This is a genomic window from Streptomyces sp. NPDC001348 (assembly GCF_053597535.1).
Genome location: NZ_JBSFIK010000004.1, coordinates 26,655 through 39,745 on the forward strand (window position 1 = coordinate 26,655; position 13,091 = coordinate 39,745).

The window sequence follows — 13,091 nt, forward strand, 5'->3', positions numbered from 1 at the left end:
GGTCAACGGTCGAACACCGTCTGCGGCTTGCCGATCACAGTGCCGCGAGCCGCTGTGCGGGCATGTCGAACCACACCGCCTTCCCCGCCGGGCATGGCGGGCCGGCGTACGGGATGTCCGGGGCGTGGCCCCAGCGCCCCGAGGTGAGGGCGTCCACCAGGTGCAGGCCCCGGCCGCCCGTCTCCCAGGTCTCCGGCGTCAGCCCCCTCATCACCGGCGGGCTCTCGTCACCGTCGTAGACGACCACCCGTAGCCGCCCCTCCTCGACCGCCAGCCAGAGGGCCGCGCCGTCGCCCTTGGCGTGTACGCAGGCGTTGGTGACGAGTTCGGAGGTGCACAGGGTCGCGTCGTCCACGAGGTCGTCGCCGAGTCTCAGCTCACGGAGGACGGAGGCGACGAAGTCGCGGGCGATGCGGGGGGAGGTTTCGAGGGGAGGGCAGAAGAGGGCGTAGGAGTGCATGGGGGATCAACTCCGTTGGTGTGAGGGGTTTTCCATGCCGCGACCGCGTTGCTGTCCGACGCCCCGGGTGTCGACGGGCCGGGGTGGCGCTTCCAACGGGTTATGGGCATAGAGGAGTTGCGGACCGAGTGACCGAGTGGACACTCTCCGTGAGTACGAGACGAAGGTACTCGGTATATTTGCAACGCTGCAACCGCGTCACCGGAATTGATGAGGAGTACGCATGCCGCCGAGGGTGAGCCCCACTGCACGCCAGGCCCGTCTCGGCGCGGAGTTGCGCAGGTTGCGCGAGGCGGCGGGTCTGGTGTCCCGGGACGTCGCCGCATGGCTGGGCACGAGTCAAGCGCAGATCAGCAACATCGAGTCCGGAAAGCACGGCGTCAGCGAGGAGCGGCTACGCAGACTCGCCGAGCATTACGCCTGCGACGACACCCAGTTCATCGAGTCACTGGTCGCCATGGCCAACGAGCGCGACAAGGGGTGGTGGGAGGATTACCGCAGTGTCATCTCACCCAGGGCACTCGACCTTGCCGAACTGGAGCACCATGCCTCGTACGTGCGTACCTTCCAGGTCGTCCACATCCCAGGAGTTCTCCAGACCGAGGAACACGTGCGCGCGGCCCTGACCTTTGTCGAGTCGGGTGCTACGGAAGACGTTCGTGAGGCTCGCGTCATGTTCCGCATGCGACGCCAGCAGGTGCTCGATTCTGGAACGCCCTACGACGTGATCATTCACGAGGCGGCGCTACGTATGCGCGTCGGCGGTTCCAAGGTCGCCCGCGCCCAACTCGAGCACCTTCTCCGAGCGACCGAGAGGACCTCCCTCACCCTGCGTGTGATCCCCTTCGCCGCCGATGGCTTCGCGGGCGCGGGCCTTGCCATGCAGTACATCGGCGAAGCCGCCGCCCAGTTGGACACAGTGCAGATCGATACGCCCCACGGCGCCGAATTCATTGATGCACCTGCTCAGCTGAACCGCTACCGAGCCAAACTCGAACGCATTGACAGCGCCGCGCTCGCACAGGACGCTTCCCTCGACCTCATTCGCCGTGTCGCTCAGGAACTGTGAAAGGCCCCCAGTGTCTTCAGCCCTCCGCTGGCAGAAGTCGTCGTACTCCGCAGGCGACTCCGACAACGACTGCCTGGAGATAGCCGCCGCCACCCCCACCACCCTCCACCTCCGCGAGAGCGACACCCCCGCCACGATCCTCACCCCCACCCCCACCGCCCTCCACGCCCTGCTCACCGCGCTGAAACGGTGAGCAGGGCGGGCGACGGGCCGCGAGGTCAGTCCTGGTGGACCACGTCCCTGCCGGGGCCGCCGGAGAGGGTGTCCCGGCCCGGGCCGCCGTACAGCTTGTCGTCGCCGCTGTTGCCGTACAGCTTGTCGTTGCCGCTCTGGCCGTACAGGGAGTCGTTGCCCTTGCCGCCGTAGAGCGTGTCGTCCGCGCTGCCGCCGTAGAGCTTGTCGTTGCCGTCGTCGCCGGACAGGTACTGGCTTCCGGAACCGCCGTAGAGCACGTCGGCGCCCTTGCCGCCCTGGACGATGTTGTCGCCGCCGCTCGCGTGGACCGTGTCGTTGCCGTCGCCGCCCCAGGCCAGCCCCTCCGCGCCGACGGTGATGTCGTCGTTGCCCGCGTCGCCGGAGACGTAGGCACCGTCGAGGGGGCCGGAGTCGGTCGCCTTGTCGCTGCCCGCGCCCAGGTGGATCTCGGCGTAGAAGTAGACCTGGTCGGTGGCGTTCTTGTACGCGACCGTGTCGTTGCCGTCGCCGAGGTTCACGACGAGGGCGGCGTACGGGTCCTGGCTGTCCACGTTGGTGACGGTGCAGGAGACCTTCGTGTGGTCCGTGCCGACGGGGTAGGCGCAGTCGTGGCCCGCGCTGATCGGCACGACGTCGTCGATCACGTAGGTGATGCCCGTGCGGTCGGCGGTGAACGACGCGGTGACGGTGGCCTTGTTCGTCTGGCCGGCGGCGGCGTTGTAGGTGAGCCCCCAGCCGGCCTGGTTGACCGAGGCGGTGGCGGGCGCCTGCGCGGCACTGGCGGTCGTGGTCAGGGCGAAGGGAACGCCCAGGGCGGTGCCGAGGACCAGCGCCGCCGCCGGGACGGCGCGTGACATCCGGCGGCGGACGGAAGGACGAGAGGGCATTGCGGGGCCTCCGTGAAGAACGTGCGGGTCGTTTGCGACTTACGCAGCGTTCGACGCGGGGCCACTCCCTCAGGTTGGGCAACTCCCGTGCGGTTACGGGAAGTTCAGCTGTGGGACACCCCGCCGCCAGGCGGATTCCGGGCCCCGGTCAGAAGAGGGCGTGTCCGGTGGTCGCGTCCACGTGGTCCGGGACCTCGTCATGGCGGTCACCGACCGTGGACGTGCCGGTGGGTTCGAGCATCAGGATCGTCGCGCCCGCCGGGGCGGACGGCTTGTGCTCCGTCCCGCGGGGCACCGTGAAGACCGAGCCCCTGGGGAGGATCACCTCACGCTCGCCGGCCGCCTCCCGCAGGGCGATCCGGAACTCACCGTCGATCACCAGGAAGAACTCGTCCGTGTCGTCGTGGACGTGCCAGAGGTGTTCGCCGTCGACTTTCGCCACGCGGACGTCGTAGTCGTTGACGGTCGTGACGATGCGGGGGCTCCACAGGTCGGTGAAGGAGGCGAGGGCGGCGGCGAGGGAGACGGGTTGCGTTGTCATGACGTCATCGTGCGGGGTTCCCGGGCCGCCGTACGAGTGCTAGGAATCGCACATGCCGCAACGATCCTCTCAGCCGCACCGAGTGGTCCTGGTCGTCGACGAGAACTCCAATCCCTTCGAGATGAGCTGCGCCATCGAGGTGTTCGGTCTGCGGCGCCCGGAGCTGGGGCGGGAGCTGTACGACTTCCGGCTGTGCGCGGACCGGGCCGAGACCCGTATGCGGGACGGCTTCTTCACGCTCAGCGGGGTCACGGGACTGGAGGCGGCCGAGGAGGCGGACACGCTGATCGTGCCGAACCGCCCGGACACCGACGTCCCGCGCTCCCCGCGCGTCCTGGATGCCGTGCGCCGGGCGCACGCTCGGGGCGCCCGGCTCGTGGGCTTCTGTTCCGGCGCGTTCACGATGGCCGAGGCCGGGCTTCTGGACGGGCGGCGGGCGGCCTGTCACTGGATGTGGGCGGAGGCCTTCCGGGCCCGGTTCCCGCAGGTGCGGCTGGAGCCGGACGTCCTGTTCGTCGACGACGGGGACGTCCTCACCGCCTCCGGCAGCGCCTCGGCGCTGGACCTGGGGCTGCACATCGTGCGCAGGGACCACGGCGCCGAGATCGCCAACGCGGTCTCCCGGCGTCTGGTGTTCGCCGCGCACCGGGACGGCGGGCAGCGGCAGTTCGTGGAGCGGCCGGTGCCGGACGTGCCGGACGAGTCGCTGGCGCCGCTGCTGGCGTGGGCGCAGGAGCGGCTGGGGGAGCCGCTGACGGTCGCGGATCTGGCGGCACGGGCGGCGGTCTCCCCCGCCACTCTCCATCGCCGGTTCCGGGCCCAGCTCGGGACGACTCCGCTGGCCTGGCTGACCGGGGAGAGGGTGGCACTGGCCTGCCGGCTGATCGAGCGCGGTGAGGAACGGCTCGATGTCGTGGCGGCGCGCAGCGGGCTGGGCACGGCGGCCAATCTGCGGGCGCGGCTGCGCCGCGAGACCGGACTCAGCCCGTCGGCCTACCGGCGGCGTTTCGGACCGGCCGTCGGGGAAGCGCTGTCGGTATGAGATTCCTCGTACGCGACCGGATCCTCGGCATCGGTGACGACTACTGGATCGAGGACGACCACGGCAACCGGGTGTTCCTCGTCGACGGCAAGGCGATGCGCCTGCGGGACACCTTCGAGCTGAAGGACATTCAGGGGCGGGTGCTCATCGACATCCATCAGAAGATGTTCTCCCTGCGGAACACCATGGTGATCGAGCGGGACGGCGAGCCGCTGGCGCGGATCAAGCGCAAGCGGCTGTCCCTGCTGCGCAACCACTACCGGGTGTCACTGGCGGACGGCACCGAGCTGGACGTCAGCGGCAAGATCCTCGACCGCGAGTTCGCCGTCGAGTACGACGGCGAGCTGCTGGCGGTGATCTCCCGGCGCTGGCTGCACGTCCGGGACACCTACGGCGTGGACGTCGTACGGGACGACGCCGACCCGGCACTGCTGATCGCGGTGGCGGTGTGCGTGATCCACCTGGCGGAGCAGGAGCGGGAGGACTAGGGGGTAGGTTGGGCCGACGAGGCCGAGCCACGGGCGCGAGACGGGGGAGACGGAACGTGGTCCCTGGGACGGACGCCGGTACGCCCGAGGGACCGGACGCCGGTACGCCCGAGGGACCGGACGCCGGTACACCCGAGGGACCGGGCGCCGCCGAACCGGAGGCACCGGACATCGCGGAGCCGGAGCCGGAGGCGCGGGCGTGGCCGAGCCGGGCCGTGGTGGCACCGGGCCCGCCCGACACGGCCGTGGCCGCGCGTCTCGCCTCCTTACAGCGGACCGCCGGGAACAGCGCCGTCGTCAGCCTTCTGGCGGGAGGGCGGGCTCCGGCGGAGGAGCACCGGAAGGCACCCGGGTCTGCCCCTTAGGACCTTCCACCGAGCCGTGCCGCTGCCCTAGAACGGATGACCTGGCAGCCGAGTCGGCGAGGGGAACCACCCATGCGCTCCGTCGAGCGGGACCACCGAAGCGCCGGTGAGCGGCGGCCGGGCAGCCCGCGCCCCGTCCCACCGGCACCGGAGCTGAGCGGGGCGTGGATACAGCACATCCAGCGCGTCGCCGCCGGCGAGCGCGCCGCTCCCGGTACGCCGGTGGTCCAGCGCACGGGACCGACCGCCACGGCCGATCAGCCCACCGCCGAGACGGCGGAACAGGCGACGGAGGCCGGCCGGGCGACCCAGGACGGGGACAAGGGGCAGGAGATCATCGCCCGGCTCAGCCAGTCGATCGAGCTGCACACGATCCAGACGACGATGAAGCGGAACGTCTTCGCGCCCGGCACCTGGTGGCCCGAGCAGTGGATGGTCAAGGGTCCCGCGCGGCTGAGGAAGACCCTGGACCGGCGGGTGATGCGCGGTGAGGTGTTCAACGAGCAGGAACTGGCCGACATCAAGCAGCTCTCCGAGGTCAATCCCGACTGGTTGAGGAAGACGGGCATCGGCACGTACGACGACGCGGAGAACTACACGAACGGGCCGTTCAAGGACTGGTTGCGGCTCGACGCGGGCAAGCGCGTGCTCACCGCGACGCTCGCCGTCCGCAAGAACCACCCGGACGTCAGGGCAGCGGCCGCCGCGCCGCCGACCGACCCGGCCTACACGCTCGGCCGGTTCATGCTCACCCAGGCCGCCGGCACCGCACCCGAGGAGCGGAAGGGCCTGGAGGACGAGCGGGACCGGCAGATCCGCGACACCGCCGTCGACACCCTGTACCCGGAGGGCGTGGCGGACGACCGCAAGCACCCCGGGTCCGTCCCGGCGGAGGGCACCTCGCCGGGCAAGGGCAAGGGGAAGGCACCGGACTACGCCAGGAAGGACGCCAGTGGCCGGGAGCTGCTCACCAAGGTCCTCCTCGTCCTGCGCCACGGACTCCAGCTCTACAGCCCGCAAGAGGGAAAGCACGTGGTGGACTACGAGAAGGACGTCATCCGCGCGCTGGCGCACGGCGGTCGCGTCAACGTCCGTATCCCGGCGCTGAGCACCAAGGACGAGGCCGCCTACGCGCTTCCCCACTTCCTGGGCGTCACCAAGGACGCCACCAAGGGGGAGCTCGCGGAGGACGTGTCGGAGCGCGGCTTCGCCACCCACCGCACCTCCATCGAGGCCAACAAGGGTGAGAAGCTGGGCAAGTTCAAGGAGAAGGGCGGCATCCTGGCGTCCGCCGCCAACAAGCTGGCGGTCGGTGCCTCCAGCCCGGACCTGTGGGGCCACGACATCTCCGGCAGCGGCTTCGGCTCCAAGGACTGGAACGGCGACATGGTGCTGCCGAACGGCTCGTACGGCCACGTCCTGCTGGTCTACCACCGCCCCACGACGGAGAAGGACGGCTCCCTCCAGATCGGGATCGAGACCATCGCACCGCACGCCGACAGCCCCGTCGGCTACCAGCACGACTTCCGCTCCACGGAGGCCACCTCGAACCCCGAGTCGATCATGCACGGCCACAAGAGGGACAAGGTCGGTGCCGGCGGTCTCGGGAAGAACGAACGGTTCGTCGACCTGCGGGCGATGGCGGCGTCCCACCCGAGCGGCGACTGGCGCGTCTACCTCGACGAGATCAAGCGGGACTGGGACGAGGCGCTCGCGGCGACCGAGCACTCCTCGAAGGAACGCCGCGCCCTCTACGAGAGTCTGGTGGGCCCCCGGCCGAGGCAGTAGGCGGGCCGCGCCCCGCCGTGGATCACCGCGGCGGTTCCAGGCCCAGGACCCTGTCCTTGAGCGCCGGGAACTGTTCGCGGGTCGTGGCGACCTTCACCGGGTCGAACTCCACCGTGAGCACCTCCTCGCCGGCGCCCGCCTCGGCCAGCACCTCGCCCCACGGATCCACCACGATCGAGTGACCCGCCTGCGGAACCCCGGCGTGCGTCCCGGCCGTTCCACAGGCGAGCACGAACGCCTGGTTCTCGACCGCCCGCGCCCGGGCCAGCAGCGTCCAGTGCGCGCGGCGACGCTCGGGCCAGCCCGCCGGAATCACCAGGGTCTCGGCGCCGACGTCGACGAGGGCACGGAACAGCTCGGGGAAGCGGAGGTCGTAGCAGGTGGCCACACCGAGGGTGGTGCCCGGGAGCGGGACCGTCACCAGGTCGCGGCCGGCGCCCATCAGCACGGCCTCGCCCTTGTCGAAGCCGAAGCGGTGGATCTTGCGGTAGGCGGCGGCCAGGTCGCCGGAGGGGGAGAAGACGAGGGACGTGTTGTAGAGGGGGCCCTCAGGGGCGCGTTCGGGGATCGAGCCCGCGTGCAGCCACACGCCCGCGTCGCTCGCCGCCTTCGCCATCGCCTCGTGAGTCGGGCCCTCGAGCGGCTCGGCCCGCCGCCCGAACTCCTCGAACGCGAAGGCACCCGTCGTCCACAGCTCGGGCAGCACGACCAGGTCCGACCCGGCCTGCTCCCGGACCAGGGAGGCCACCCGAAGCCGCCGGTCTTCGACCGATTCGCCCTCATTCACGGCGATCTGGATCAGCGAGGCGCGCACACTACCACCGTCCTGGCATTCGAGCCGTCCATACCGGGCCTACGATCGTCACACGAAAGCACTGCCGGGGTGCCTCTCAGCAGCGTAACTTAGCGTTCCAAGACACCCGCCGACAGCCACGTCCCGCTGGCAACGCCGCCACAACCTGCCCGTGTACCGACCGCCGAGGGGTCCCGTTCCGTGAGTCTGCATCCCACCCTCCAGCCCTACGCCGACGCCTGGACCCATTCGATCGAAGCGATATCCGAACTGGTGCAGCCGCTCGTGGAGGGCGAGTGGAACCGGCGGACCCCCTGCCCGGGCTGGTCGGTCCGCGACATCGTCTCGCACGTCATCGGCATGGACTGCGAGATGCTCGGCGACCCGCGGCCCATCCACTCACTGCCGCGCGACCTGTTCCACGTCGTCACCGAGCACCAGCGCTACATGGAGCTGCAGGTCGACGTCCGCCGGCACCACACGGCGCCGGAGATGACCTCCGAGCTGGAGTACACGGTCATCCGCCGCAACCGCCAGCTGCGCAACGAGTCCCGCGACCCCGGCCACAAGGTGCGCGGCCCGCTCGGCAAGGAGATCACGCTCGAGGAGTCCATGCGCATGCGGGCCTTCGACGTGTGGGTGCACGAGCAGGACCTGCGCGCGACCCTGGGCCGGCCCGGCAACCTCGACTCCCCGGGCGCCTACGTCGCCCGGGACCTGCTGCTGGAGGCGCTGCCCCGCGTCGTCGCGAAGGACGCGGACGCCCCGCGGAGTTCGGCGATCATCTTCGACGTGCACGGCCCCGTGGAGTTCCTGCGCACCATCCGCGTCGACATCCAGGGCCGCGGCACCCTCGAGGCCACCCCCGCCCTGGGGCCGGCGGCCATCCTCACCCTCGACTGGGAGACGTACTTCCGCCTGGCCTGCGGCCGTGTCTCCCCGGACGCGGTGGCCGACCGGGTGAAGTCCGAGGGCGACCCCGATCTCGGGGCGGCGATCCTGCGGAACTTCGCGGTGACGCCGTAGGCGCGGCCGGGGAGCCGCCTGGGCGTTCCTCCGTGACCGTCGTCGTGCCCCCACCCTCGGGACGATCTCGGTGGACCGCCCTTCCCCACCGTCGAAATCCGGCTGTGCGCTCCCCTCGCACGGACTCACCGCCGCCTTTCACTTCACCGAGCCGACGCAGGAGCCACACGGCTCGTGCGGCCAGAGCGCATATTCCGGTTCGCTGTCACCGCACCGCTGCTTTCCAGTCAGGTGTGGGGTCAGCTCTTTGATCACCCTGAGCTTCTGCCTATGGTTGGCGTCGCCCGGTCGGTCTGACCGAACCCACCGGGACTTCGATCAGCGCCAGGCCGACCACCGGCGCACACGGGGGAGGGACTTCGTCATGCCGTCATGCCGTCGGCGCACGCCCTGCTGCGAGCTGCCCTCGCCCAGGTAAAGGCTGCAGGCCTTTTCCCGTCGCTGCTGAACGCTTACTTCCCCGGCCCTGCCATCGCCCTTCATCCGTGCCGCCCGTACGAGGGCCTGTTCCGCGTCGACGCACGCCCCGGCGGGCCCGGACGCCGCGGCCGGGACACCGGAGTCCTCGCCGGCAGCGGCTTCATCAATCGTCAACGGAAGGGACCACCCCATGCGCAAGCTCGTCACCGTCCTCGGACTGGGCGCCTCGACCACAGGTGTCTGCATGCTGCTGGCCGCACCGGCCTTCGCCGCCGGGCTCACGTCCAGCTCCACCTTCGACGTCACCTACCCCGACAAGAGGCCGGCGCAGAGCTATTACGTCAACAACACCGTCGAGCCGAAGAACGGCATGGTGACGGGCAAGTCCTCGCTGAGCTGGCAGATCCTCGACGACGTGGTGGTGGACAATTCCAAGCGGTTCACCAGCTTCAAGATCACGACGCGGATCGAGGAGCGGCTGACCAAGACCACCGAGGACCACGTGGTCACCACGAAGACGTGCGACATGACCAAACTCGTCAACGACAACTACACCTGGTTCCTCGACGAGCCGGTCAACCAGTGCGCCCCGGCGTCCTCCGTCTACGACGGCGAGGTCTTCTGGTCGACGGACTCCACGATCGTCTACGACATCGAAGGGGACGGGAAGGGCCCGGTCACCCAGGAGCTCACCGGCTCGCCGTTGCTCCACGGCTGAGCAGCCGAGGGGCCGCTCCACAGGCCCTGACCGGCATCGCTCGAGTTCCGTGGCAGCGGCCACGAGCCCGGGATCCCGGAGCGCCTCCCCGACGCACGGTGCGGAGGCGCTCCGCTCCCGGAAGGCTCACGCGGCCGGCACGTGCACCGTCTCCACCCGGCTCGCCACCAGCCGCTCCCGCTCCCGGCGGGCCGCCCGGCCGCGGAGGCGGAGGATCTGGGTGACGCCGAGGGCCTGGAGTACGAAGACGGCGGAGAAGGCGACGGTGTAGTCGTCGCCGGTGGCGTCCAGCAGGACACCGATCGCGAACAGGGTGGTCATGGAGGCGACGAAACCGCCCATGTTGGTGATGCCGGAGGCGGTGCCCTGACGCTCCGGCGGGTTGGCGGGGCGGGCGAAGTCGAAGCCGAGCATCGACGCCGGGCCGCAGGCGCCCAGCACCGCGCACAGCAGCACCAGCAGCCACATGGGCGCGTGTTCGGCCGGGTAGGCCAGGGTCGCCGCCCACAGTGCCGCCGTCGCCGCGACCGTGCCCAGGGCCAGCGGCAGCCGGGCGGCGTGGTGCCGGGCGACGATCTGGCCGTAGACCAGTCCGATCACCATGTTCGACAGGACGACCAGGGTGAGCAGTTCGCCGGCCGTGGCACGGGTGAGGCCCTGGGCCTGGACCAGGAAGGGCAGGCCCCACAGCAGCAGGAACACCATCGCCGGGAACTGGGTGGTGAAGTGCACCCACAGGCCCAGCCGCGTCCCCGGTTCCCGCCAGGAGGCGGCTATCTGACGGCGGACGTAGGCCGCGCCCCGGTGCAGGGAGGGCTCCGGCTCGTAGCCCTCCGGGTGGTCCCGCAGGAAGAACAGCACGAGGACCAGGACGACCACGCCCGCGACCGCGCTGCCCGCGAACGCCGGGGTCCAGCCGACCCCGTGCAGCAGCCGGGCCAGCACCAGGGTCGAGACCAGGTTGCCGGCCATGCCGGCCAGGCCCGCGAACTGCGCCACCTGCGGTCCGCGGCGGGCCGGGAACCACCGGGTGCCCAGCCGCAGCACGCTGATGAAGGTCATCGCGTCACCGCAGCCGAGCAGCGCGCGGGAGGCGAGCGCCGTGCCGTACGTCGGGGAGAACGCGAAGCCCAGCTGGCCCGCCGTGAACAGTGCGGCGCCGATGCCGAGCACCTTCTTGGTGCCGAGCCGGTCGACGAGCAGGCCGACGGGTATCTGCATGCCCGCGTAGACCAGCAGCTGGAGGATCGAGAAGGTCGACAGTGCCGAGGCGTTCACATGGAAGCGGTCGGCCGCGTCCAGCCCGGCGACGCCCAGGGAGGTACGGAAGATGACCGCGACGAAGTAGACCCCGACGCCGATCGACCACACGGCGACGGCGCGGCGGCCGCCCGGCGGGTCACCCGGAAGGGTGGTGTGGGCGCTCGTCACGCTCATCGGACCTCTCCCCGCGCGAGATGCGAGAACCAGCTCACATGCCGGTGCACGACCCCCACCGCCGCCTCCGCTTCGCCCGAGCGCAGCGCCCGGAGGATCTCCTCGTGCTCGGCGAGGGTCTTGGCGATCCGGTCGGGGTGGGAGTGCATCACGGCGACGCCCATGCGCAACTGGCGGTCGCGGAGCTGGTCGTAGAGGCGGGAGAGGATCTCGTTGCCGCCGCTGCGCACGATCTCGGCGTGGAAGCAGCGGTCGGTGACCGCGGCCGCGGCCAGGTCACCGGCGGCGGCCTGCGCCTTCTGCTGCGCGAGCAGTTCCTCCAGCCGCTCGATCAGCCCGGGCGGGGCGGGTACGGCCTTGCGCGCGGCGTGCTCCTCGACCAGCAGCCGGGTCTCCACCACGTCGGCGATCTCCTGCGCGGAGACCGGCAGCACCAGGGCGCCCTTCTTCGGGTAGAGCTTGATCAGCCCTTCCGCCTCCAGGCGCAGCAGCGCCTCGCGGACCGGCGTGCGCGAGACCCCCACGGCCTCGGCCAGCTCTCCCTCGGTGAGCAGGGTGCCGCCCTCGTAACGGCGGTCCAGGACCCCCTGCTTGACATGGGTGTAGACGCGGTCGGCGGCGGGCGGTTGCTTCAGGGGTGCGGGAGGGGCGGCGGACGGCACGGAAGGCATGCGCACATCTTAGATACAACGCGTACGCATGATCCCCGCCGTCCACGATGCGGACCCCACGCACCCCGTCGGCACCGCGGGCGTCGCCCATCTCACACCCGGAATACAGAAGCCCCCCGAGAAGCCGCACAACCATGTGTGCTACTTACGTGTCAGACACGTGCGGCCCCACTCCTGTGCCACCTCAACTCGGCCGCATTATCTAGGGCATTCGAGACAATCGGGGTATTTACTTGATTACCGGTATTAAGGGCATCCGTATTCGCCGAGCCGCCGCCGTCGCCATCACGTCCGGCGCCCTGCTCGCCACCGGAGCCCTCACCGCGGCACCCGCGCAGGCCGTCACCGCGCCCTCGATCGTGGCCAAGGGCGGGTACGTCATGAACAACGCCAACGCCGCGACGCTGTACACCAAGGCCGCCGACACCAAGCGCTCCACCGGCTCCACCACGAAGATCATGACCGCGAAGGTCGTGCTCGCGCAGTCGAACCTCAACCTCGACGCCAAAGTGACGATCGCGAAGGAATACAGCGACTACGTCGTCAGGAACAACGCCTCCCAGGCGCACCTGATCGTCGGCGACAAGGTGACCGTCCGTCAGCTGCTGTACGGCCTGATGCTGCCGTCCGGCTGCGACGCCGCCTACGCGCTGGCCGACAAGTACGGCACCGGTTCCACCCGTGCCAAGCGCGTGGCGAACTTCATCGGCAAGATGAACACCGCCGCGAAGGACCTGCACCTGACGAACACGCACTTCGATTCGTTCGACGGCATCGGCAACGGCAACAACTACTCGACGCCGCGCGACCTGACGAAGATCGCCAGCAGCGCGATGAAGAACTCCACCTTCCGCACGATCGTCAAGACCAAGCAGTACACGGCCAAGACGATCACCAAGACGGGCAGCATTCGCACGATGCCCACGTGGGAGAACACCAACACGCTGCTCAGCAGCTACAGCGGTGCCATCGGCGTGAAGACCGGCTCCGGCCCCGAGGCGGGCGCCTGCCTCGTCTTCGCCGCCACCCGCAACGGCAAGACCGTCATCGGCACGGTCCTGGCCTCCACCACGTACGCGCAGCGCGCGACGGACGCCACCAAGCTCCTCAACTACGGCTTCGCCAAGCTCGGCTGACGCCTTCGCGGAGTACGGGCCCGTCGCGGTGCGCGGCGGGCCCTTCGCATGTCCG

14 protein-coding genes are annotated in these 13,091 nt (G+C 70.1%); 8 read left to right on the forward strand and 6 right to left on the reverse strand.

Features of this window, described 5'->3' with window-relative positions; all coding sequences use genetic code 11:
• Positions 1–34 precede the first annotated feature (34 nt).
• Positions 35–460 carry an ATP-binding protein gene (locus ACWC21_RS05275; protein WP_450878340.1) on the reverse strand — a complete coding sequence of 142 codons (426 nt, stop codon included), beginning with the start codon at positions 458–460 and terminating at the stop codon, positions 35–37.
• 223 nt (positions 461–683) lie between these two features.
• Between ACWC21_RS05275 and ACWC21_RS05280 the strand changes: the two genes are divergently transcribed.
• Together ACWC21_RS05280 and ACWC21_RS05285 are read left to right on the forward strand one after the other, a co-directional pair.
• The gene (locus ACWC21_RS05280) at positions 684–1,529 is read left to right on the forward strand and encodes a helix-turn-helix domain-containing protein (protein WP_450878341.1); all 846 of its coding nucleotides are present in this window, start codon (positions 684–686) and stop codon (positions 1,527–1,529) included.
• Between the two features lie 10 nt (positions 1,530–1,539).
• Positions 1,540–1,722 (forward strand): DUF397 domain-containing protein, encoded by a 183-nt coding sequence (locus ACWC21_RS05285; protein ID WP_450878343.1) that lies wholly within the window; start codon positions 1,540–1,542, stop codon positions 1,720–1,722.
• 25 nt (positions 1,723–1,747) lie between these two features.
• Here ACWC21_RS05285 and ACWC21_RS05290 read toward each other — a convergent pair whose 3' ends face one another.
• Both ACWC21_RS05290 and ACWC21_RS05295 read right to left on the reverse strand, forming a co-directional pair.
• Positions 1,748–2,611 (reverse strand): calcium-binding protein, encoded by an 864-nt coding sequence (locus tag ACWC21_RS05290; protein ID WP_450878345.1) that lies wholly within the window; start codon positions 2,609–2,611, stop codon positions 1,748–1,750.
• A 148-nt stretch (positions 2,612–2,759) separates the two neighbouring features.
• On the reverse strand, positions 2,760–3,152 hold the full coding sequence (locus tag ACWC21_RS05295; protein ID WP_450878347.1) for a cupin domain-containing protein: 393 nt from the start codon (positions 3,150–3,152) through the stop codon (positions 2,760–2,762).
• Between the two features lie 52 nt (positions 3,153–3,204).
• Here ACWC21_RS05295 and ACWC21_RS05300 point away from each other — a divergent pair, with 52 nt between their 5' ends.
• The 3 genes from ACWC21_RS05300 to ACWC21_RS05310 all read left to right on the forward strand — a co-directional run bounded on the left by ACWC21_RS05300 (position 3,205) and on the right by ACWC21_RS05310 (position 6,835).
• On the forward strand, positions 3,205–4,194 hold the full coding sequence (locus ACWC21_RS05300; protein WP_450878349.1) for a GlxA family transcriptional regulator: 990 nt from the start codon (positions 3,205–3,207) through the stop codon (positions 4,192–4,194).
• Positions 4,191–4,682 carry an LURP-one-related/scramblase family protein gene (locus tag ACWC21_RS05305; RefSeq protein WP_450878351.1) on the forward strand — a complete coding sequence of 164 codons (492 nt, stop codon included), beginning with the start codon at positions 4,191–4,193 and terminating at the stop codon, positions 4,680–4,682. The genes ACWC21_RS05300 and ACWC21_RS05305 overlap by 4 nt, the downstream gene beginning before the upstream one ends.
• A 437-nt stretch (positions 4,683–5,119) precedes the next feature.
• On the forward strand, positions 5,120–6,835 hold the full coding sequence (locus ACWC21_RS05310) for a PE-PGRS family protein (protein ID WP_450878353.1): 1,716 nt from the start codon (positions 5,120–5,122) through the stop codon (positions 6,833–6,835).
• A 22-nt stretch (positions 6,836–6,857) separates the two neighbouring features.
• Here ACWC21_RS05310 and ACWC21_RS05315 read toward each other — a convergent pair whose 3' ends face one another.
• Entirely contained in the window at positions 6,858–7,649 is a 792-nt protein-coding gene (locus tag ACWC21_RS05315) for a carbon-nitrogen family hydrolase (protein ID WP_450878355.1), read from the reverse strand.
• 180 nt (positions 7,650–7,829) lie between these two features.
• On the opposite strand from ACWC21_RS05315, the gene ACWC21_RS05320 reads away from it, so the two are divergent.
• Together ACWC21_RS05320 and ACWC21_RS05325 are read left to right on the forward strand one after the other, a co-directional pair.
• A complete protein-coding gene (locus tag ACWC21_RS05320) occupies positions 7,830–8,654 on the forward strand; it encodes a maleylpyruvate isomerase family mycothiol-dependent enzyme (RefSeq protein WP_450878357.1) in 825 nt (274 codons plus the stop codon).
• 610 nt (positions 8,655–9,264) lie between these two features.
• Complete coding sequence (locus ACWC21_RS05325) at positions 9,265–9,792, forward strand: hypothetical protein (RefSeq protein WP_450878359.1); 528 nt, start codon at positions 9,265–9,267, stop codon at positions 9,790–9,792.
• A gap of 126 nt (positions 9,793–9,918) precedes the next feature.
• On the opposite strand, the gene ACWC21_RS05330 is transcribed toward ACWC21_RS05325, so the two are convergent.
• Positions 9,919–11,229 carry an MFS transporter gene (locus tag ACWC21_RS05330; RefSeq protein ID WP_450878361.1) on the reverse strand — a complete coding sequence of 437 codons (1,311 nt, stop codon included), beginning with the start codon at positions 11,227–11,229 and terminating at the stop codon, positions 9,919–9,921.
• A complete protein-coding gene (locus tag ACWC21_RS05335) occupies positions 11,226–11,900 on the reverse strand; it encodes a GntR family transcriptional regulator (RefSeq protein ID WP_450878363.1) in 675 nt (224 codons plus the stop codon). Before ACWC21_RS05335 ends, ACWC21_RS05330 begins: the two co-directional genes overlap by 4 nt.
• A gap of 233 nt (positions 11,901–12,133) precedes the next feature.
• Here ACWC21_RS05335 and ACWC21_RS05340 point away from each other — a divergent pair, with 233 nt between their 5' ends.
• Positions 12,134–13,036 (forward strand): D-alanyl-D-alanine carboxypeptidase family protein, encoded by a 903-nt coding sequence (locus ACWC21_RS05340; protein ID WP_450878365.1) that lies wholly within the window; start codon positions 12,134–12,136, stop codon positions 13,034–13,036.
• The last annotated feature ends 55 nt before the right edge of the window (positions 13,037–13,091 follow it).

What these genes read in the sequence shown, in the direction of transcription:
- ACWC21_RS05275 (WP_450878340.1), bottom strand. Translation starts at nt 460, where the DNA reads ATGCACTCCTACGCCCTCTTCTGCCCTCCCCTCGAAACCTCCCCCCGC.
- ACWC21_RS05280 (WP_450878341.1), top strand. Translation starts at nt 684, where the DNA reads ATGCCGCCGAGGGTGAGCCCCACTGCACGCCAGGCCCGTCTCGGCGCG.
- ACWC21_RS05290 (WP_450878345.1), bottom strand. Translation starts at nt 2,611, where the DNA reads ATGCCCTCTCGTCCTTCCGTCCGCCGCCGGATGTCACGCGCCGTCCCG.
- ACWC21_RS05295 (WP_450878347.1), bottom strand. Translation starts at nt 3,152, where the DNA reads ATGACAACGCAACCCGTCTCCCTCGCCGCCGCCCTCGCCTCCTTCACC.
- ACWC21_RS05300 (WP_450878349.1), top strand. Translation starts at nt 3,205, where the DNA reads ATGCCGCAACGATCCTCTCAGCCGCACCGAGTGGTCCTGGTCGTCGAC.
- ACWC21_RS05305 (WP_450878351.1), top strand. Translation starts at nt 4,191, where the DNA reads ATGAGATTCCTCGTACGCGACCGGATCCTCGGCATCGGTGACGACTAC.
- ACWC21_RS05310 (WP_450878353.1), top strand. Translation starts at nt 5,120, where the DNA reads ATGCGCTCCGTCGAGCGGGACCACCGAAGCGCCGGTGAGCGGCGGCCG.
- ACWC21_RS05325 (WP_450878359.1), top strand. Translation starts at nt 9,265, where the DNA reads ATGCGCAAGCTCGTCACCGTCCTCGGACTGGGCGCCTCGACCACAGGT.
- ACWC21_RS05330 (WP_450878361.1), bottom strand. Translation starts at nt 11,229, where the DNA reads ATGAGCGTGACGAGCGCCCACACCACCCTTCCGGGTGACCCGCCGGGC.
- ACWC21_RS05335 (WP_450878363.1), bottom strand. Translation starts at nt 11,900, where the DNA reads ATGCCTTCCGTGCCGTCCGCCGCCCCTCCCGCACCCCTGAAGCAACCG.